The sequence below is a fragment of the Salipiger sp. IMCC34102 genome, from assembly GCF_004145405.1.
In the GTDB taxonomy this organism is placed as follows: domain Bacteria; phylum Pseudomonadota; class Alphaproteobacteria; order Rhodobacterales; family Rhodobacteraceae; genus Loktanella.
Map to the genome: position 1 here is coordinate 31,408 of NZ_SELQ01000001.1, position 19,404 is coordinate 50,811.

Here is a 19,404-nt window from a genome sequence, read left to right on the forward strand (position 1 = left end):
ATCGTCCCCCGCAGCCTGCCCGGCTGCGGGGGATTTTTCTTGCGTAGCCTTATTAATTGCCTGCTTGCCAAACTGCACCCGCGGTCTCGGCCTGTATCGGACGGTGCAGGCCGCCTAGCGTTCGGTCAGTTTCAGTTCGATCCGGCGGTTCTGGGCGCGCGCTTCCGGCGTATCGGCCGGGTCGAGCGGCTGGTATTCGCCAAAGCCGTTGGCCGCCAGCCGGGTCGGCGGGATCCCCAGCGAATCCTCCATGTAGCGCACGACCGACAGGGCGCGCGCCTGGCTGAGCTCCCAGTTGTCGGCAAATTCACCCGTGCCGGACAACGGAATGTCGTCGGTGTGGCCGTCCACCCGGATGATCCAGTCGATGCCGTCCGGGATCTCGGAAGAGATCTGGCGCAACAGGCCCGCCACGTTGGCGATCTCGTTACGGCCCTGAGGCGACAGGGTGGCCGAGCCGGGATTGAACAGCACCTCCGAGGAGAAGACGAAACGGTCGCCCTCGATCCGCACGCCGTCCAGCCCTTCGACGGCGGCACGCACCTCTCCGAAGAAGTCGGACCGGAAGCGTTCGAGGTTCTGCGCCTCGGCCGCCAGTCGCGCGGCCTCTTCTTCGAGGCGGATTCGTTCGGCTTCTTCCAGCGCGCTGGCGCGACGGGCCTCCTGCGCGACGCGGGCCAGCGCGGTGTTCAGTCGCGCGCCCAGGTTCTCGATCTGCACGTCGGCATCGGCATTCTCGTCCTCTGCGACCTGCAAAAGCGACTGCAACGATCCCACCTGCGCGCGCAGTTGCGCCACCTGTTCGTTGAGCAGGACGGTTTGGCGCTGCGCCTCTTCGGACTGCGCCTCCTCTTCGCTAAGGGCGCGCCGTGCCTCGGCCAGCAGGGCCTCCTGACGCTCGGTCTCAAATTGCGTGTCGCTCGCCGCCTCCTCGGCCTCTTCGCGCGCGGCCAGTGCGGCGGAAAGCTGTGCGGTCAGCTCCTGCGTGGTGGCCCGGGCTTCGGCCAGTTGTTCGCTGCTGCCGTCCTGTGCGGCAAGCACGGCGGAAAGTTCCTGGTCCAGCTCTTCGCGGGCGGCACGGGCGGCGGCGAGCAAGGTCAGCGTGTCCTCGGCCTCCTGCCGTTGCTCTTCCAAGGCGAGCGTCATCGCGGTGAGTTCCGCATCCGCGTCCTCGAGACGTGCACGCAGGGCTTCGGCCGCCGCGGCCTCGGCCAGTTGTGCGGCCTCCAGATCGGTCAGCTCCGCGTCCTGCTCCGCAATGAGGTCGGCCTGCGCCTCGGCGTCACGTTCGAGGTCCGCCACAAGCGCCTGCAACGCCTCGCGCCGGGCGGCGGCCAGGCGCGCGGCTTCGGTCTGAGCATCCACCTCGTCGCGCGCGGTGGCGAGTGCGAGGTTCAACTGTTCCTGTTCGCTCAGCAATTCGGCCTCGCGCGCCTCCAGCCCCTCGACTTGGCCGGTCAGCTCCGCCCGCTGCGACAGAAGCCCCGCCACCTGCGCCTCGAACCCGGTGATCCGGTTTTGCGCGGCGACCAGCGCGTCGGTGGCGGTATCGCGCTCCGAGATCAGGGTGGCGATCCGGGCCGCCTGCGCGTCGGTCGTCTCGGCGGCGGCATCCAGATCGGCAGTCAGCGACGCCGTAAGATTTTGTTCCAACCCAAGCGCATCGGTCAGCGAGGCGACCTGCCCCGCCAGTTCGTCCAACTGCGTCGCTTGCCCGCTGATCGTCTCGCGCAGGACGAACTGGATCACCATGAAGATCGTCAGCACGAACATCAGCACCAGAAGAAGGCCCGTCATCGCGTCCACGAAGCCGGGCCAGATGGTCGAGTTCATCCGCTGTGGCCGCCGCGACAAGGCCATGGATCAGCCCCCCTGCCGGGCGCGCAGGGCCCGGATCAGGTTCGCCATTTCCGAGCGCAATTCCCCGATCAGCTCCTGCCGGCCGGAGGCGATCTCCTCGGTGACGCGCAGCATCTGCGTATCGAGAGACCGCAACCGCATCCGGCTTTCCGCGTCCAACCCGTCGATACCGCCCTCTTCGAGCTTCTCGATCAGGCGCTCCTGCCCTTCGGCGATGCGGGTCAAGGCGGCCTCGTCCGAGGATTGCCCGCGCTGGCTGTCGACCAGCCGGTCGATGGTGCGGGCCAGCTGCGCCAAATGCTCGTCCGTTTCGCGACCGGCGGCGTCCGAGCGGGAGAACATCTCGGCCATGGCATCAAGCTGGTGACCCATGTGTTCGGCGAAGGCGGTAAGCATGGCGCTGTCCTCGCGCCCGCCGTCGTCACCGGTTGCAAAGCCCAGCCGGGTGATGGTGGACAACCACTCTTCCAGCTCACGGTAGAAACGGTTCTGCCCGTGGCCCGCGAAAAGCTCCAACAGGCCCACGATCAACGATCCCGCAAGCCCCAGCAGCGAGGATGAGAACGCCGTGCCCATGCCGCCCAACTGGCTTTCGAGACCCTGCTGCAACCGTGTGAAGATCTGGTCACCGCTCTCGCCCTCCCCGGGGGAGAGTGACCGGATCGTGTCCACCAGCGCGGGGACCGTCGTGGCGAGCCCGTAGAACGTGCCCAGAAGACCGAGAAAGATCAACGTGTTGCCGATATAGCGCGTGATCTCGCGGTCTTCGTCGATCCGTTCGGCCACACTGTCCTGAATCGACCGCGCCGAGGTCGAGTTGATCTGCATCCGCTTGCCCACCGACCGCAGCAGCGTGGCCAGCGGTGCAAGCAGCGACGGTGCCGCGGTCAGGTGATGCCCCGACCGTCCGGCGGCGAAGCCTTCGATCCATTCCACCGACTTCATCAGCTGGTAGACCTGAGCGAAGGTCGAATAGACGCCGATCAGGAAGACGACCAGAATGGCCCCGTTGAGCCAGGGGTTCGACAGGAAGATCGAGCGCAGCGGCGTGAAGCCGAGGTAAAGCCCCGCCGCCACCAGCGCCAGCACCACCAGCATCGAGGTGATCTGCCGAACGGGCTGGGAAAACTGCGGTCTGGCCTCTGAGGCCCCGGGATCCGGCACGGATGCTGTCCTTTATCGTTTTGCGCACCCTAGCGGGCGCGGCGGTGGCTGCAAACGCCTAATCCCCTGCCCTGTCGGGTTCGGGTCACACCGTCTCGATCAGCGCCTGCACCCGGTCCGCGAGCCAGCGCATGTCGTCATCGCGGATCCCCATCTCGTCGAGGTGCCGGGCGGTATTGAACAGATACTCCGGGTTCGGCCCCATGCCACCCGTGGAGCGCGCGATCATCCCCGCCTGTGTTTCGAGGTCGAGGTGAACGTATTGCGCGTGGTCGGGGTCGATGACGTAGGCCAGGGACGTCAACGGCCCCGCCTCGGTCTGCAGGTGCACCTCGTGCTCGACGTAGGCCGAGGAGATCAGTTCGCGCGCGCGCAACATTTCCAGCACGGCGTCGGACTCCGCGTCTTCGGCGCGAAAGGCGATGCCGGTGCAGGTCTCGCCGGGGGCTTCCTCCAATGCCAGCACGAGGCCGGGTTCTTCGGGCGTGCCGCGGTGATGGATCGAGAGCATGCAGAAGCTGCGGGAGTAATCGTGCAGGACCGCGCGACGTGTCTCGGCCGGGGTGAACCCGGTTTTCCAAAGAAGCGATCCGTAGCCGAAGACCCAAAGGCTCATGAATGCTGGTCCTTTCCTTTGCGCCGCTATAGACCGGCCGGCATCCAATGGCGAGGGCGGGCAATGCGGGTATTACTGTGGATCGTCGTGGTGCTGGCAGTCCTCTACGCGGGCTTCTGGGCGATCACGGTGCGGGGACTCGATGCCGGCATCGACCGCGCGGTCGAAATGGCCCGGGATCGAGGCTGGCAGGTGGAGATCGCGGAGCGCGACACCTCGGGCTTTCCGTCACGCTTCGACGTGACCGCGCGGGAGGTTTCGGTCGCCAGCCCGGCGGGCGGTTTCGGCTGGCAGGCGCCGGTGGTGCAGACCGCGGCCCTGTCCTACCGGCCCAACCGGATCATCGCCACGCTGCCGCCGGAACAGGCCCTGACCTTGGGCGGACGTGCCGTGGCATTGGAGTCGCAGGCCATGCGGGCCAGCCTGCACGTGGCGCCGTCGACGGCGCTCGGCCTGGAGACGCTGACCGTGGAAGCCGCCGCGCTGGACCTCGCCGCAGACCGGGGGTGGCAGATCTCGACCGGTCCCGCGCTCGCGGCGGTGCGCCGCGACGGGCCGGCCGCGAACGCCTACGATGTCTACGCTTCGGTGGAAGGGCTGCGCCTCATGGAGCCGGACCTTCCCGGAGCGCCGGAGGGGGACGGCACCTTCACGCTGGACGCGGAAGCGACCTTCGACCGACCGCTCGACCGGGCCGCGCTCGCCGCTCCCGCGCTGCTGGAGGGGGTGCGCGTGCAGTCGCTGGACCTTGGCTGGGGTGCGCTTGCCTTGCGCGCAACGGGCGAGGTGCAGGTCGACCCCCAGGGCATTCCCGAAGGTCAGATCGATCTGGAAATCGTCCAATGGCGCGATGTCCTGGCCGTCGCGCAAGCCGGCGGTTGGGTGCCGGAGGACCTTGCGACGACGATCGCACGCGGTGTGGCATTCTTCTCGGGCGGGCAGGAGACGTTGCGCCTGCCGCTGGTCTTCACGGACGGGCGCATGGCGCTGGGACCGATCCCGCTGGGTCCGGCCCCCATCCTGCGCTGAGGCAAAAGGTGACGGCGGCCTAGCCCGCGCGACGGGCTTCGATCGCCTCCCAGATCTTCGCGGTGACATTGGTGCCGTCGAAGCGTTCGAGTTCCTGCAGACCGGTAGGCGAGGTCACGTTGATCTCGGTCAGCCAATCGCCGATCACGTCGATGCCCACGAAGACCTGGCCCTTTTCGCGCAGAAGCGGGCCGATCCGTTCGCAGATCTCGCGGTCGCGGTCGGTCAGGGCGACCTTCTCGGGGCGTCCGCCGACGTGCATGTTCGACCGGGTCTCGCCCTCGGCGGGGACACGGTTGATCGCGCCGACCGGCTCTCCGTCGACCAGGATCACCCGCTTGTCCCCCTTGGAGACGGCGGGCAGGAACTTCTGCATGATCAGCGGTTCGCGGTTGATGCCCGAAAAGAGCTCGTGCAGCGATGCAAGATTGCTGTCCGAGTGGCCAAGCTTGAAGACCCCGGCCCCGCCATTGCCGTAGAGCGGCTTGAGAATGACCTCGCCGTGCTCCTTGCGGAACTCCCTGAGCGCTTGCAGGTCGCGGGCGATCATCGTGGGCGGTGTGAGATCGGGGAACTTCAGGACCAGCAGCTTCTCGGGGTAGTTGCGCACCCAGAAGGGGTCGTTGACCACCAGCGTGCCCGGGTGGATCATGTCCAGCAGGTGCGTCGTCGTGATATAGGACATGTCAAAGGGCGGGTCCTGCCGCAGCCAGACCACATCCATCGTCGACAGATCGACCTCCGCCTCTTCGCCCAGCGTGAAGTGATTGCCCCGCTCTCGCCGCAGGGTCAGCGGCCATCCCCGCGCCATGACGCGGCCGGCGTGGTAGGACAGCTTGTCGGGCGTGTAGTAGAACAGCCGATGCCCCCGCGCCTGCGCTTCCTCGGCGATGCGGAACGTGCTGTCGGCATCGATGTTGATCGGACCGATCGGGTCCATCTGGAAGGCGACGTTCAGCGACATGGGGCAGGCTCCGGTAAGGCGGTTTGCACCGATATGGCCCAGCGGACCCCTGCCCGCAATGGGGCGCTACCAGCCGCCGAGTACCCCTTCGCGGATTTCCACGTCGCCCGCACCGTCGACCAGACCGACGTCGAAACGCATCGGCGTCAACTGCCCCCGCGGTTCGCTGCCGACGAATTCGGTGGCGGCCCGACAGATACGGTCGACCTGGACCTGCGTGATCCGCCCCATGGCCTGATCGAAGGTGCGGCTTTTCTTGACTTCGACAAAGACGACCGTGTCCCCGTCCTTCAGGATCAGGTCGACCTCACCGCTTTGGCCGCGCCAGCGTTGGGCTGCCAGCACATAGCCACGGCGGGCATAGGCCCGGGCGACGATCTCCTCCGCCGCGACGCCCGCGTGATAGTTGCTTCGTCCCCTATGTTGCCGTGCCGTCGTCACTTGTTGCGTCGTCATCTGCGGTCCTCTTCAGGTCGAGGGCGGTCTGGTAGACCTGCCGCCGTGGCAGCCCCAACGCCCCCGCGACCGCCGTTGCCGCATCCTTGACACGCATCGTCTGCATCGCCTGCAGCAAGGCCTGCTCGATATCGTCCTCGTCCAATGTATCGGCACCGCCGCGCCCGACGAGCACGACGATTTCGCCTTTCACCGACCGTCCGTCGAATTCCCGGGCCAGTTCGGCGAGCGTCCCGGCCGACACTTCTTCGAACTTCTTGGTCAACTCGCGGCAGACCCGCGCCTGCCGTTCTTGTCCCAAGATATCGCGCGCGTCGGTTAACAAACCATGAACGCGTTTCGGGGATTCGTAGAACACGAGGGTGAAGGGGATATCGCGCAGTTCTGCCAGCGCTGCCGTCCGGGCGGCCCGGGCCGCGGGCAAGAACCCGCAGAAGGCGAAGCGATCGGTAGCCAGGTCCGCGACGCTCAATGCCGTCACAACGGCCGAAGGCCCCGGGACCGCGATCACGGGCAGGCCTTCGGCGCGGACCGCCCGCGCGAGCTCGAAGCCGGGGTCGGCGATCAGCGGGCTGCCGGCCTCCGACACGCAGGCCACCGAACCGCCTTCGGCAATCACCTTCACCAGCCCCGCCACCGCGGCTGGCCCGCTGTGGTCGTGAAACGCCACGAGGCGGCGTCCGTCCAGGGGCACGCCGTGAATATCCATCAGCTTGCGCGCGGTACGCGTGTCCTCGGCCGCGATCATCGTGCAACTGGCGAGCGTGTCCAGCGCCCGCAGCGTGATGTCCCGCGCGGTCCCGATCGGCGTGGCCACGAGGTACAACCCCGGCGGAAGTGCGACTTTCAGATGATTCATCCCTAGACCCGTCCCTTCTCGGCCTTATGATAGGTCGTGATCCGGGACCATGCGGTGGATCGGGGGGAAGGACAACGCCCCCTGGCCGCGGACGCCCCTCCCCTCGACCTCCCGCCTGTCACGGACAAGGACCCTCAGCATGACCGCCACCGCCCTCGCCCGCCCCCTTGCAAGGCCCGCCGCCTGGCTGACCGCCCTCATCGGATTGATGTGGATGTCCGCCTGCGCGCCCGTGGGTTCGGTCGGAATGACCCAGGATACCGGCCAGATGATCGATGCCAACGCGCCCGTGCAGGTGGCCTTGCTGGTCCCGGGCGGTTCGACCGCAGGCAGCGACCAGGCGATTGCCTCCAGCCTCGAGAACGCGGCCCGGCTTGCCATCGGCGATCTTCAGGGCGTGGACATCGACCTGCGGGTCTACAACAGCGGGTCCGATTCCGCACAGGCCGCGACGGTCGCCACGCAAGCGGTCGACGAGGGCGCGCAGATCCTGCTCGGGCCGCTCTTCGCCGATTCGGCGAATGCCGCGGGCGTGGCCGTCGCCCCGCGCAACGTGAACGTCCTGGCGTTCTCCAACAACCCGACCATCGCGGGCGGCAACGTCTTCGTGCTGGGCTCGACCTTCGACAACACCGCGACGCGGCTGGTGCAATACGCGGGGCGCCAGGGGATCAGCCGGTTCGGCATCGTCCACGCCGACGACACCCAGGGGGCCGTCGGTCGCGACGCGATCACACGCGCGGTGCAGGCCAACGGTGCACAGGTCGCGGGCGTCGCCAGCTACCCGCTCAGCCAGCAGGGCATCACCGAATCCGCAAGCCGCATCGCGCAGACCGTGAAAGCCGCGGGGGCCGAGGCGATCTTCACCACCGCCGGCGTCAACGCCGATCTGCCGATCCTGGCCACGGCCCTGCCCGAGGCGGGCGTGAATCCCGCCGACACGCGGTTCATCGGTCTGACCCGCTGGGATGCCGCCCCCCAGGCGCTGGAGCTTCCGGGTCTGCAAGGTGGCCTTTTCGCGGTGCCCGACCAATCCACCGTGCGCGCCTTCGAATCGCGCTACGCCAGCGTCTATGGCAACGACCCGCACCCGCTGGCCGGGCTTGCCTACGACGGGATCGCGGCGATCGGCGCGCTGGTGGCCCAAGGCCGCAACGACGCGCTGACCAAGAACGCCCTGACCCAGCGGCAGGGGTTCAACGGCACCTCCGGCGTGTTCCGCCTGCAGCCGGACGGGTTGAGCCAGCGCGCACTGGCCGTGGCCACCGTGCGTGACGGATCCGTCGTCATCCTCGACCCAGCACCGCGCAGCTTCGGCCGTGCAGGCAGCTAAACCCGCCCCGATGCCCATCGAACCTGCGCCGGACGACCTGTGTCGTCCGGCGCAGGACATTTTCGACGTGGTCAGCGTCCTCCGCGCGATCGACGCGGCAGCCTTGAATGCACAGAACGACCGCGCGCTGCGCACCGCCGTGGTCGAGATCCTCCGCCAGGTCCAGGAAAAGGGACGGAGCGCGATCCGCGCCGCCTTAGAGGCGCGGCCCTTCGATGCCAATCCCGTTACCCGCAGCTACAGTTGGCTGACCGACCGGCTGGTGGAAACGGTCCTCGACGTGGCCCGCACGCGCCTGCACCCCTTGCCGAACCCGACCGAGGGCGAACGCCTTTCGGTCATCGCCGTCGGCGGCTACGGGCGCGGAGAGATGGCGCCCCATTCCGACGTCGACCTGCTGTTCCTCACCCCCTACAAGATCACCCCCTGGGCCGAGGCGGTCATCGAATCCTCGCTCTACATGCTGTGGGACCTCAAGCTGAAGGTCGGCCACGCCAGCCGGACGATCAAGGAATGCATCCGGCTCGCATCGGAGGATTACACAATCCGCACGAGCCTCGTGGAATGTCGCTACCTGACCGGCGATCCCGACCTCGCGGACCGGCTCGGCAAACGGCTCTGGACGGATCTGTTCAAATCCTCCGCCCCGCAATTCATCGAGGCCAAGCTGGAGGAACGCACCCGCCGCCACGAAAAACAGGGCGGCCAGCGGTACATGGTCGAACCCAACGTGAAGGAAGGCAAGGGCGGGCTGCGAGACCTGCAGTCGCTCTACTGGATCGGCAAGTACATCCACGGGGTGCACGACGCGTCGGAACTGGTCAAGCACAAGGTCTTCACCGCCGAGGAATACGGTACCTTCCGCACCGCGCACGAATTCCTCTGGGCCGTCCGCTGTCACCTGCACCTGATCGCGGGCCGGGCGCAGGACCAACTGACCTTCGACATGCAGGTCGCCGTGGCCGAGGCCATGGGCTACACCGACCGGGGCGGACGTCGCGCGGTGGAGCACTTCATGCAGGACTACTTCCGCCAGGCCACCGTGGTCGGCGATTTGACCCGCATCTTCCTGACCGCGCAGGAACGCAGCCATGCCAAGGCCGCGCCGATGCTGGAACGCCTGCTCAAGCGCAAGCCGAAGACGAAGCCGCCGTTCTCGGTCAAGAACAACCGACTGGTGGTCGACAGTGCGAAGGCGTTCCTGAACGACCCCCTGAACATGCTGCGCATCTTCGACGAGGCGATGCGCACCGGCACCTTGCTGCATCCCGACGCCATGCGCCTGGTGGCCGCGAACCTTGCGTTGATCGACGACGAGATGCGCCGCGACCGCGAGGCCAACAAGATCTTCCTGCGGATCATGCTGAACCACGCCTCCCCCGAGCGCGGGTTGCGCCGGATGAACGAGCTGGGCGTCATCGCGGCCTTCATGCCGGAATTCGCCCCCATCGTGGCGATGATGCAGTTCAACATGTACCACCATTACACGGTGGACGAACACACGATCCAGGTGCTGGGCCACCTTGCCCGGATCGAGCGTGGGGAACTGGTCGAGGAACTGCCCTACGCCTCGCACATCATCGAGAAAGGCGTGAACCGTAAGGCGCTTTACGTCGCGCTGCTGTTGCACGACATCGGCAAGGGACGGCCCGAGGATCACTCGGTTCTGGGCGCGCAGATCGCCCGCAAGGTGGCGCCCCGCCTGGGCCTGTCGAAGAAGGACTGCGAGACGGTCGAGTGGCTGGTGCGCCATCACCTTCTGATGTCCGACACGGCGCAGAAGCGCGACATCTCGGAACCGCGCACCGTGCAGGGCTTTGCGAAGGCGGTCAGATCCAAGGAACGCCTCGACCTGCTGCTCCTGGTGACCGTCTGCGACATCCGCGGCGTGGGTCCCGGCACCTGGAACAACTGGAAGGCGGTGCTGCTGCGCAACCTCTATTCCGCCACCCGCGACGCGCTGGAGAACGGGCTGGAGGATCTCAACCGCGAGACCCAGGAGCGCGACGCCAAGCGCGCGCTGCGCGAGGCGCTGGACGGGTGGGACGCCGCGGATCACAAGCGCGAACTCGGCCGGCACTACGGGCCCTACTGGCAAGGGATGCCGCTGTCTTCCCACGTGGTTTTCGCACGGCTCTTGCGGGATCTCGACGACGACCAGATTGCCGTGGACCTCACGCTGGACCACGACCGTGACGCCACCCGGGCCTGTTTTGCCATGGTCGACCATCCCGGGCTCTTCAGCCGGATGAACGGCGCGCTGGCCTTGGTGGGGGCCAATATCGTCGACGCGCGGACCTATACCTCCAAGGACGGCTACGCCACGGCCGCCTTCTGGATCCAGGACGCCGATGGCCACCCTTACGAAGAGGACCGCCTGCCCCGCCTGCGCCGCATGATCGAGCGCACCCTGAAAGGGGAGGTCGTGGCCCGCGACGCGCTGGCCGACCGCGACAAGCTGCCGAAGCGGATGCGCGCCTTCCGGGTGCCCACGGTCATCACCTTCGACAACGACGGCTCGGAGATCTACACGATCATCGAGGTCGACACCCGCGACCGCCCCGGCCTTCTGCACGACCTGACCCGCACGCTGGCCAATGCCAATGTCAACATCGCCTCCGCCGTGATCGCGACCTACGGCGAACAGGCGGTGGACACCTTCTACGTCAAGGATCTGACCGGGCTGAAACTCTACTCCGAGAGCAAGCGCGCCAGTCTCGCCGCCCGCCTGCGCGAGGCCATTGACCAGGGCGCGGAACGGGCGCAAGGGTAGCGCCGCCTGTCAGGAGCCCGCCCCATGCAACCGATCCGTCTGATGTCCGGCTTCTTCACCGTGGGCATCTGGACCCTTCTGTCCCGCGTGATGGGCTTCGCCCGGGACATCCTGATCGCGGGCTACCTCGGCACGGGGATCGCGGCACAGGCCTTCATCGTGGCCTTCTCGCTGCCCAACCTCTTCCGCCGGTTCTTCGCCGAAGGAGCCTTCAACATGGCCTTCGTGCCGATGTTCTCGAAGAAGGTCGAAGGGGGGGAAGACGCCCGAGCCTTCGCGCAGGATGCCTTCATCGCGATGGCGGCCCTGCTGACCGGCATCACGGTGCTAGGGATCGTGGCGATGCCCTGGCTCGTGACCGCCATGGCCAGCGGATTTCGCGAGGACGCGCGCTTCGATCTGGCCGTCCAGTACGGTCGGCTGGCCTTTCCCTACATCCTGTTCATTTCGCTCGCGGCGCTGCTGTCCGGCGTGCTGAACGCCACGGGCCGGTTTCTTGCCGCCGCCGCCGCGCCGGTGATCCTGAATGTGGTCTTCATCGTGGCGATGCTGATCACCGCGGCCTTCGGCGGTGACCTGTCCGAGACCCTGATGGGCACCGGGCTCGACCGGGCGCTGGGTTTGCGGATCGGCGACAGCCTTGCCCTGTCGGTGCCCATCGCGGGGGCGCTGCAGATGGCCATCGTCTGGTGGGCGGCGGCGCGGGCGGGCTATCCCCTGCGGCTGCGCCTGCCCCGCTGGACGCCTGAGTTGAGCCGTCTCGCACGGATCGCGGCCCCCGCGGCGCTGGCCGGCGGCGTCGTGCAGATCAACCTGCTGGTGGGACGCCAGGTCGCCAGCTTCTTCGACGGCGCCGTGGCCTGGCTGTCCTACGCCGACCGGCTTTACCAACTGCCGCTGGGGGTCGTCGGCATCGCCATCGGCGTGGTCCTGCTGCCCGACCTCTCCCGCCGTCTGCGCGCCGGGGACGAGGCCGGGGGGCGTGACGCCTTCAACCGCGCCGCGGAGCTGAGCCTCGCGCTGACGATCCCCGCCGCCGTGGCGCTGCTGGTGATCCCGATCCCCCTGGTCTCGGTCCTGTTCGAGCGCGGCGCCTTTACCGCCGACGACACCGCGTCCACAGCCATCGCCGTCGCGATCTACGGGTTGGGCCTGCCCGCCTTCGTGCTGCAAAAGGCGCTGCAACCGCTCTACTTCGCGCGCGAGGACACACGGCGCCCGTTCAACTACGCGGTCGTGGCGATGGTGCTGAACGTCGTCATCGCGATCGGGCTTGCGCCGGTGATCGGCTTCGCGGCCGCCGCCTTCGGCACGACGGCGGTCGGCTGGATCATGGTCCTGCAGCTCTGGCGCGGCTCGCGCGAGATGGGCGCCGCGGCCACGCTCGATGACCGCTTCAAGCGCAGGCTTTGGCGCATCGTGCTGGCCTCCGTCGTGATGGGGGCGATCCTCTGGGGCGCCGGTGCCGTCCTCGGCCCGCTGCTTGCGACCGCGGGCCTGCGCTACGCGGCCCTGGCGGTCCTGGTGGGCCTGGGCATCGTCACCTATTTCGCCACCGGCCAGGTGCTGGGCGCCTTCCGCCTGCAGGAGTTCCGCCGCGCCCTGCGCCGCTGAGCTGTCCGCTCCACGGCACCGGTGCCCATTGCACCACGACCTGGCTTTTTCCAGAATACTCCCGCCGGAGGCTCCCGCCCGCGCAGCCCGCGCGGCCACCGGCCCGTGGGCGCACCCTCGTTCATCTGGCCCGATAAACTCCCGCCGGAGGCTCCTGCCCTCACCGCTGCCGCAACCGTCCCAGCAGGGCGCGCCACCCGCCCGGGGCCACGACGATCGACAGCGCGAAGCCGAAGCTGAAAGCCGCCAGTTCCGCGACCCAGGTCAACCCGCCGCCGAAGAGCACGCCGAAGACAAGCTGCAGCGCCAGCAGGAAACCGATCAGCCGGAACGCCGCCAACTGGTTCTGCCCCGAGGCCCCCAACCGCCCCCAGAGGATATAGGTAAACGCACCGATCAGCCCGTAGACCGGCGGAAACAGCCCGATGAGCGGCTGCGATCCTTGCGCGACCAACCCGAAGGCCAGCGCGCCGAAGATTCCAGATCCGACGAAGACCGCCCCCGTTGCCAGCGGATGAAAGACCTCTCCCACGAATTTGCCCAGCGCAAGAAGCAGGGCGGCCCCGAAGAGCGCCTGCGTGAAGCTCGCGCTGACGAACGGGTAGGTCACGAAGCGCTTTAGAAGGTCCGGCGCAAGATCCCCCCGTCCCAGCACGTAATCGACCACCGCCGGAGAGATCGCGTAATCCTGGATCGCCGACAGACGCCAGCCGATGGCCGTTGGACCGCCTACCAGCCCGGCCTGTCCGGCGGACAGCACCAGTTCCACCGCCACGGCGATCAGGCACAGGGCCGTGACGACGGGCGGAAGGGCATTGATGACGTGGCGATCGTCGGACATGGCGGTCCCCTTGTTGCGCAGACGGGCGGGCTCTGGCATGGGTATGCGCAATTCCCGCAGCCCACCAGCCCCCGGATCGCCCATGACCGACACGACCTTCACGCCCCGCGTCTTCTCCGGCATCAAGCCTTCCGGCGGGTTGCAGCTGGGCAACTACCTGGGCGCCATCAAGCGGTTCGTCGGCATGCAGGGCGAGATGGAGGCGCTCTACTGCGTCGTCGACCTGCACGCGATCACCGTCTGGCAGGACCCGGTCGAGCTGGCCCATGGCACGCGGGAAGTTGCCGCGGGCTACCTCGCCGCCGGTCTCGATCCCACGAAATCCATCCTGTTCAACCAAAGCCGCGTCTCGGCCCACGCAGAGCTGGGCTGGATCTTCAACTGCGTGGCCCGCGTCGGCTGGATGAACCGGATGACCCAGTTCAAGGACAAGGCCGGGTCCAACGCCGAGAAGGTGTCGCTCGGCCTTTACGCCTACCCTTCGCTGATGGCCGCCGACATCCTGCTCTATCATGCGACCCACGTCCCCGTGGGCGACGACCAGAAGCAGCACGTGGAACTGACCCGCGACATCGCGGCGAAGTTCAACCACGACTACGGCGTCGACTTCTTCCCGCTGACGGAGCCCGTCATCGGCACCCATGCCGCGCGCGTGATGAACCTGCGCGACGGCACGAAGAAGATGTCCAAATCCGGCGAAAGCGACATGGAGCGCATCAACATGCGCGACACCGCCGATCAGATCGCCAAGAAGTTCCGCAAGGCCCGGACCGATCCGGAGCCGTTGCCCGAGGCGGTCGAGAGCCTGAAGGACCGCCCCGAGGCGCGCAACCTCGTGGAGATCTACGCCTCCCTGTCCGATACGACCCCCGAGGCAGTCATCGCCGAACACGGTGGCGCGGGCTGGGGTACCTTCAAGCCTGCCCTGGCGGACCTCGCCGTGGCGAAACTCGCGCCGATTTCCGATGAGATGACACGGTTGATGGACGACCCCGCCGAAATCGACCGCATCCTCGCCGAAGGGGCCGACCGGGCTGCCGCCCTTGCCGCACCGATCCTGCAGCGCACCTACGAAATCGTGGGCCTGCGCGGCTGATCGGATATCCTGTCCCGCACTGCTCTCGGTCGGGATCAATCGTTGGCGTTACCGGCACGAGGAGGACGGGGGCTCGGCCCCCGGTGCTGCGCACCTCCCCCGGGATATTTCTGGCCAGAAGAAGACCTCGCGAAAGGTTGGGCCTCGCGGCGGGCAGTCCATGACGTGAGGGCGTCTTGCTCTTCACGGCGTGCTGGACCGGGCCTAAGCACCAGGCGGGGACTTGCAGGACCGCGCAGGCGGGTCTAGGCCGGATTCGCACGCAGGAGGATCCCATGGCGACCGGCAGCGACATTCGCACCTATTTCGACGGCCAGTGGCACGATGCGGACCTGGCCGTCATGCGGGCCGCGGACCATGGCTCCTGGCTGGGCACGACCGTGTTCGACGGGGCGCGACTGGTGAACGGATTGGTCCCCGACCTCGAAGCGCATTGCGCGCGGATCAACCGCTCGGCGCGGGCGCTGATGATCACGCCCACGGTTTCGACCGAGGACATGGTCGCCCTGATCCGGGAAGGGTTGCGCGCCTATGCGCCCGGTGCGGCTGTCTATATCCGTCCCATGTACTGGGCGATCGACGGGGGAGACCTGGGCATCGTCCCGCGCGCGGATGCCACCGGCTTCGCCGTCAGCCTCGAAGCGATCCCGATGGCGCCCGAGGGGGCCACCACCACGCTGACCACCACCCGCTTTCGCCGCCCCGTGATCGAGGACGCGGTGGTCGATGCCAAGGCGGGCTGTCTCTACCCCAACAACGCGCGCATGCTGGCGGAGGCGCGCGCCAAGGGGTTCGGCAATGCGCTGGTGGCGGACGCCATGGGAAACGTGGCCGAATCCGCGACCGCCAACGTCTTCATGGTCAAGGACGGCACCATCTTCACACCGATCCCCAACGGCACGTTCCTGTCGGGCATCACGCGGGCCCGTCATATCGCCAACCTGCGCGCCGACGGGGTCGAGGTTATCGAGAAGGTCCTGACCTTTGCCGATTTCCATGCCGCGGACGAGGTCTTCTTGTCTGGCAACATGATGAAGGTCACGCCCGTCAGCGCCTTCGACAATACGACCTATGCCGTCGGCCCGGTCACCCGGCGGACACGGGATCTCTACTGGGACTGGGCGGCCGGCCAGCCGCTCTAATACGTTGCGTATGACCGGGCGCGGGGGCAGGATGGTCCCGATTGGAGGGTCCCGATGCGCAAATTCATGGTCGTGCTGGACGACAGCCGCGAATGCCTCAACGCGATGCGCTATGCCGCGATGCGCGCCTCGCGCACCGGCGGCGGCGTGGTCGTCCTGTCGATCATTCCACCCGACGAGTTCAACCACTGGATCGGCGTGGGCGAGATCATGCGCGACGAGGCCCGCGAGCGGATCGAGGTCCATTTCGAGGTCTTCGCCAAATGGATGCGCGATCGCCAGCGGGTGGATCCGGTCCTCGTGATCCGCGAAGGCGAAGCCGTGGGCGAGATCATCGCCCAGATCGCGGAAGACCCCGAGATCGGCGTGCTTGTCCTGGGCGCGGGGACCGACAAGAAGGGGCCCGGCCCGCTCGTCAGCGCCCTGTCGCGGCAGGCAGGCACGTTCCACATTCCGATCACGGTCGTGCCGGGCGATCTGTCGAAGGAAAAGCTGGAAGCCATTACCTGACTTAGAATCGTTCCAAACCTTGACGCACCGTGGTCGCGAGCGCATATCGGTAGTCTGACCCGAAAGGACATCGCATGTTCATCCAGACCGAATCGACGCCGAACCCCGCCACGCTGAAGTTCCTGCCCGGCCAATCCGTGCTCGACATGGGAACTGCAGACTTCCCGTCGTCCGACGCCGCGGGCTCTTCCCCGCTGGCGCAGCGGCTCTTTGCGGTGAACGGCGTGACGGGCGTGTTCTTCGGCATGGATTTCGTCACGATCACCAAGGACGACGCGGTCGAGTGGGACCACGTGAAGCCCGCCCTTCTGGGCGCCATCATGGAGCACTACCAGTCCGGCCAGCCCGTCATGGGTGCCGACCACCAACCGGCCTCCGGTCACGCGACGCACGACGGTGAAGACGGTGCGATCGTCGACCAGATCAAGGAACTCCTCGACACCCGTGTCCGCCCCGCCGTAGCGCAGGATGGTGGCGACATCACCTTCCACGGATTCGAGCGCGGCATCGTCTACCTGCACATGCAAGGCGCCTGTGCGGGCTGCCCGTCCTCGACGCTGACGCTCAAGATGGGGATCGAGAACCTGCTGCGGCACTACATCCCCGAAGTGACCGAAGTTCGCCCCGTGGCCGCCTGATGGCCGAGGACGACAAGGTCGAAGTCCGCAACGTCAACGCGCCGGACCACGTCAGCCGCGTGGACCGCGCGAAGTACGAGACGATGAAGACCGCGATGCTGTCCATCATGTCTTCCGACCCGATGACGGCGGCGCAAATCAAGGAAGGTGTCCTGCCACGCCTGCCCGCAGCGCTGTTTCCCGAAGGCAAGACCGCAGGATGGTGGCTGAAGTGCGTGCAGCTCGACCTTGAGGCGCGGGGCATCCTCCAGCGGCACAAGACGAAACCGCTGACCTTCTCCACCACGTGAACCTGTTGGCATTCGACACCTCCGTCGGCCATTGCGCCGCCGGTCTGATCCTGGGCGACAGGATCGTCACCCGCGTCGACGACATGGCCAAGGGCCAGGCGGAACATCTGGTCGGGATGCTGGAGGGGATCCTGTCAGGCGAAGGCCTGACGTGGCGCGACCTCGACCGGATCGGTGTCGGCACCGGGCCGGGCAATTTCACCGGTATCCGCATTTCCGTAGCGACCGCGCGTGGGTTGGCGCTGGGGCTCGACCGTCCGGCGATCGGTGTCAGCAGCTTCGCGGCCTACGCGCACGGCCAGCCGGCCTGCGCCGTGGCGCTGGAAGCACCGCGCGGTCAGCTTTACGTGCAGGCCTTCGCGGCAGACGCCGATCCCGCGCCCCGGCTGGTAAGTGCTGACCTGGCGGACATGCCGCGCCTGCCTAAGGGCTGCGTGATCTTCGGCCCCGGTGCCGCCCGGCTGGTGGAAGCGGGCTTCGGACATCGGGGCACCGCCCTGCCCTTCGCAGAGGGGCTGGCGCGCGCCGCCGCAGCCGCCCCCGCCGAGGCGCCACGGCCCGCGCCGCTCTACCTGCGCCCCGCCGATGCCGCCCCGCCACGCGATGCACCGCCCGTCGTCGTCCCGTGACGCCCGAGACGCTGGCGCAAACCCACGCGGCCGCCAATTCGACCGATCGCGCCTGGAGCGCGGAGGAATTCACGGCCCTTCTCTCTAGTCCCGGGGCTCTGTTGGCCGGAGACGAACGGGCCTTCGCCCTGGGCCGGTGCATCGCCGGCGAGCTGGAGGTGCTGACCGTCGCCTGCCACCCGGACCACCGCCGCCAAGGCCTTTCCCGCGCTGCCGTCGCAGCCCTGATCGAGCGTGCAGGAGCGGAGCGCTGCTTTCTCGAAGTGGCCGAGGACAACGTCGCCGCACGCGCGCTGTACCACGCCCTCGGTTTCACTCAGATCGGCCGCCGTCGCGCCTACTACCGCCGCGAGACCGGCGCGGCGATCGACGCGCTTGTGCTAAGCTGCCCGTGATCGTTCCGCAGGGCGCCCGTTTTTTGACCATATGGCAAAAAATGCATCGTTGACCCAAAGAAGCGGTTGACCCTTGTCCGTGTGCGTTGCCTTATCTTCGGTGCAGCGCGGTCCGTGATCCGGTCCCGCGCCTACGTGTACCCGGCGCACCAGACGCCCCACGTCAACCAACGGGAGACTTCCATGTCCATCATGCACAAACTCTTCGGCGCGACCGCCGCACTGGCTCTGACCGCCGGTGCCGCCGCGGCCGACCCCGCCATCGTGTTCGACCTTGGCGGCAAGTTCGACAAGTCCTTCAACGAATCCGCCTTCAACGGCGCGACCCGCTGGGCGGAAGAAACCGGCGGCACCTTCGCCGAGGTCGAGCTCCAGTCCGACGCCCAGCGCGAGCAGGCCCTGCGCCGCTTCGCCGAATCGGGCGCGAACCCCATCGTCATGGCTGGCTTCTCCTTCGCCACCCCGCTGGGTGACATCGCCGGAGACTACCCTGACACCAAGTTCGTCATCATCGACGCCGTGGTCGAGGCGCCGAACGTGAAATCCGTGGTCTTCAACGAAGAGCAGGGCAGCTACCTCGTCGGAATGATGGCTGCCATGGCCTCCGAGACCGGCACGGTCAGCTTCGTGGGCGGCATGGACATCCCCCTGATCCGCAAGTTCGGGTGTGGCTACGCCCAAGGCGCGATGGCCGCCGACCCCGAGGTCGAGGTCATCGCCAACATGACCGGCACCACCCCCGCCGCCTGGAACGACCCGGTGAAAGGGACGGAGCTCGTGCTCGCGCAGAAGTCCCAGGGGTCCGACGTGGTCTTCCACGCCGCTGGCGGCACCGGCGTGGGCGTGCTGCAGGCGGCAGCCGACAACGACATGCTGGGGATCGGCGTGGATGCCAACCAGAACTACACGCACCCCGGTTCGGTGCTGACCTCGATGGTCAAGCGCGTGGACAACGTCGTCTACGACGCCTTCACCGCCGGTGAGGCCGTCGAGCCCGGCATCGCCTCGCTGGGCCTTGCGGATGACGGCGTGAGCGCCGCGATGGACGAGTACAACGAAGAACTCGTCACCGCCGAGATGATGACCGCCATCGAGGAGGCGACCCAGCAGATCATCGACGGCGAAATCGAAGTCCACGACTACATGTCCGACGAATCCTGTCCGTCGCTGTCGTTCTAAAGAGCGGCCCAAGACG

The 19,404-nt window shown here is 67.4% G+C and carries 19 protein-coding genes; 12 read left to right on the plus strand and 7 right to left on the minus strand.

Features of this window, described 5'->3' with window-relative positions; genetic code table 11:
* Nucleotides 1-114: 114 nt before the first annotated feature.
* From EU805_RS00150 to EU805_RS00160, 3 genes are all read right to left on the minus strand, one after another.
* Complete coding sequence (locus EU805_RS00150) at nucleotides 115-1,860, minus strand: peptidoglycan -binding protein (protein WP_129761924.1); 1,746 nt, start codon at nucleotides 1,858-1,860, stop codon at nucleotides 115-117.
* A 3-nt stretch (nucleotides 1,861-1,863) separates the two neighbouring features.
* Nucleotides 1,864-2,958: a biopolymer transporter ExbB gene (locus EU805_RS00155; RefSeq protein WP_129762689.1), complete on the minus strand. Its 1,095-nt coding sequence runs from the start codon at nucleotides 2,956-2,958 to the stop codon at nucleotides 1,864-1,866.
* A gap of 151 nt (nucleotides 2,959-3,109) precedes the next feature.
* A complete protein-coding gene (locus EU805_RS00160) occupies nucleotides 3,110-3,640 on the minus strand; it encodes a gamma-glutamylcyclotransferase (protein WP_129761925.1) in 531 nt (176 codons plus the stop codon).
* Nucleotides 3,641-3,703: 63 nt separating this feature from the next.
* Between EU805_RS00160 and EU805_RS00165 the strand changes: the two genes are divergently transcribed.
* Nucleotides 3,704-4,669: a DUF2125 domain-containing protein gene (locus tag EU805_RS00165; protein ID WP_129761926.1), complete on the plus strand. Its 966-nt coding sequence runs from the start codon at nucleotides 3,704-3,706 to the stop codon at nucleotides 4,667-4,669.
* Nucleotides 4,670-4,688: 19 nt separating this feature from the next.
* Here EU805_RS00165 and gshB read toward each other — a convergent pair whose 3' ends face one another.
* From gshB to rsmI, 3 genes are all read right to left on the minus strand, one after another.
* A complete protein-coding gene (gshB, locus tag EU805_RS00170; protein ID WP_129761927.1) occupies nucleotides 4,689-5,633 on the minus strand; it encodes a glutathione synthase in 945 nt (314 codons plus the stop codon).
* A gap of 66 nt (nucleotides 5,634-5,699) precedes the next feature.
* Nucleotides 5,700-6,089 (minus strand): YraN family protein, encoded by a 390-nt coding sequence (locus EU805_RS00175; protein WP_129761928.1) that lies wholly within the window; start codon nucleotides 6,087-6,089, stop codon nucleotides 5,700-5,702.
* The gene (gene rsmI, locus EU805_RS00180; protein WP_129761929.1) at nucleotides 6,052-6,948 is read right to left on the minus strand and encodes a 16S rRNA (cytidine(1402)-2'-O)-methyltransferase; all 897 of its coding nucleotides are present in this window, start codon (nucleotides 6,946-6,948) and stop codon (nucleotides 6,052-6,054) included. Before rsmI ends, EU805_RS00175 begins: the two co-directional genes overlap by 38 nt.
* Before the next feature lie 139 nt (nucleotides 6,949-7,087).
* Between rsmI and EU805_RS00185 the strand changes: the two genes are divergently transcribed.
* From EU805_RS00185 to murJ, 3 genes are read left to right on the plus strand one after another with little or no spacing between them, the layout of a single operon-like run.
* Complete coding sequence (locus EU805_RS00185) at nucleotides 7,088-8,281, plus strand: penicillin-binding protein activator (RefSeq protein WP_129761930.1); 1,194 nt, start codon at nucleotides 7,088-7,090, stop codon at nucleotides 8,279-8,281.
* A 10-nt stretch (nucleotides 8,282-8,291) separates the two neighbouring features.
* Nucleotides 8,292-11,054: a [protein-PII] uridylyltransferase gene (locus tag EU805_RS00190; RefSeq protein ID WP_129761931.1), complete on the plus strand. Its 2,763-nt coding sequence runs from the start codon at nucleotides 8,292-8,294 to the stop codon at nucleotides 11,052-11,054.
* A gap of 24 nt (nucleotides 11,055-11,078) precedes the next feature.
* On the plus strand, nucleotides 11,079-12,668 hold the full coding sequence (gene murJ, locus EU805_RS00195) for a murein biosynthesis integral membrane protein MurJ (RefSeq protein ID WP_129761932.1): 1,590 nt from the start codon (nucleotides 11,079-11,081) through the stop codon (nucleotides 12,666-12,668).
* A 160-nt stretch (nucleotides 12,669-12,828) separates the two neighbouring features.
* On the opposite strand, the gene EU805_RS00200 is transcribed toward murJ, so the two are convergent.
* The gene (locus EU805_RS00200; RefSeq protein WP_165351852.1) at nucleotides 12,829-13,632 is read right to left on the minus strand and encodes a rhomboid family intramembrane serine protease; all 804 of its coding nucleotides are present in this window, start codon (nucleotides 13,630-13,632) and stop codon (nucleotides 12,829-12,831) included.
* Here EU805_RS00200 and trpS point away from each other — a divergent pair.
* The 8 genes from trpS to EU805_RS00240 all read left to right on the plus strand — a co-directional run bounded on the left by trpS (nucleotide 13,592) and on the right by EU805_RS00240 (nucleotide 19,388).
* Nucleotides 13,592-14,605, plus strand: coding sequence for a tryptophan--tRNA ligase (gene trpS, locus EU805_RS00205; RefSeq protein WP_129761933.1), 1,014 nt, complete (start codon nucleotides 13,592-13,594; stop codon nucleotides 14,603-14,605). The genes EU805_RS00200 and trpS overlap by 41 nt on opposite strands.
* Nucleotides 14,606-14,880: 275 nt before the next feature.
* Nucleotides 14,881-15,747, plus strand: a complete 867-nt coding sequence (locus tag EU805_RS00210) for a branched-chain amino acid aminotransferase (protein WP_129761934.1) — start codon at nucleotides 14,881-14,883, stop codon at nucleotides 15,745-15,747.
* A gap of 54 nt (nucleotides 15,748-15,801) precedes the next feature.
* Entirely contained in the window at nucleotides 15,802-16,257 is a 456-nt protein-coding gene (locus EU805_RS00215) for a universal stress protein (protein WP_129761935.1), read from the plus strand.
* A 74-nt stretch (nucleotides 16,258-16,331) separates the two neighbouring features.
* The gene (locus EU805_RS00220) at nucleotides 16,332-16,895 is read left to right on the plus strand and encodes a NifU family protein (RefSeq protein WP_129761936.1); all 564 of its coding nucleotides are present in this window, start codon (nucleotides 16,332-16,334) and stop codon (nucleotides 16,893-16,895) included.
* Nucleotides 16,895-17,185: a hypothetical protein gene (locus tag EU805_RS00225; RefSeq protein WP_129761937.1), complete on the plus strand. Its 291-nt coding sequence runs from the start codon at nucleotides 16,895-16,897 to the stop codon at nucleotides 17,183-17,185. The genes EU805_RS00220 and EU805_RS00225 overlap by 1 nt, the downstream gene beginning before the upstream one ends.
* Nucleotides 17,182-17,814, plus strand: coding sequence for a tRNA (adenosine(37)-N6)-threonylcarbamoyltransferase complex dimerization subunit type 1 TsaB (tsaB, locus tag EU805_RS00230; protein WP_370318146.1), 633 nt, complete (start codon nucleotides 17,182-17,184; stop codon nucleotides 17,812-17,814). Before EU805_RS00225 ends, tsaB begins: the two co-directional genes overlap by 4 nt.
* Nucleotides 17,811-18,209, plus strand: a complete 399-nt coding sequence (locus EU805_RS00235; RefSeq protein WP_129761939.1) for a GNAT family N-acetyltransferase — start codon at nucleotides 17,811-17,813, stop codon at nucleotides 18,207-18,209. The genes tsaB and EU805_RS00235 overlap by 4 nt, the downstream gene beginning before the upstream one ends.
* Before the next feature lie 183 nt (nucleotides 18,210-18,392).
* Nucleotides 18,393-19,388, plus strand: coding sequence for a BMP family protein (locus EU805_RS00240; RefSeq protein WP_129761940.1), 996 nt, complete (start codon nucleotides 18,393-18,395; stop codon nucleotides 19,386-19,388).
* Nucleotides 19,389-19,404 lie beyond the last annotated feature (16 nt).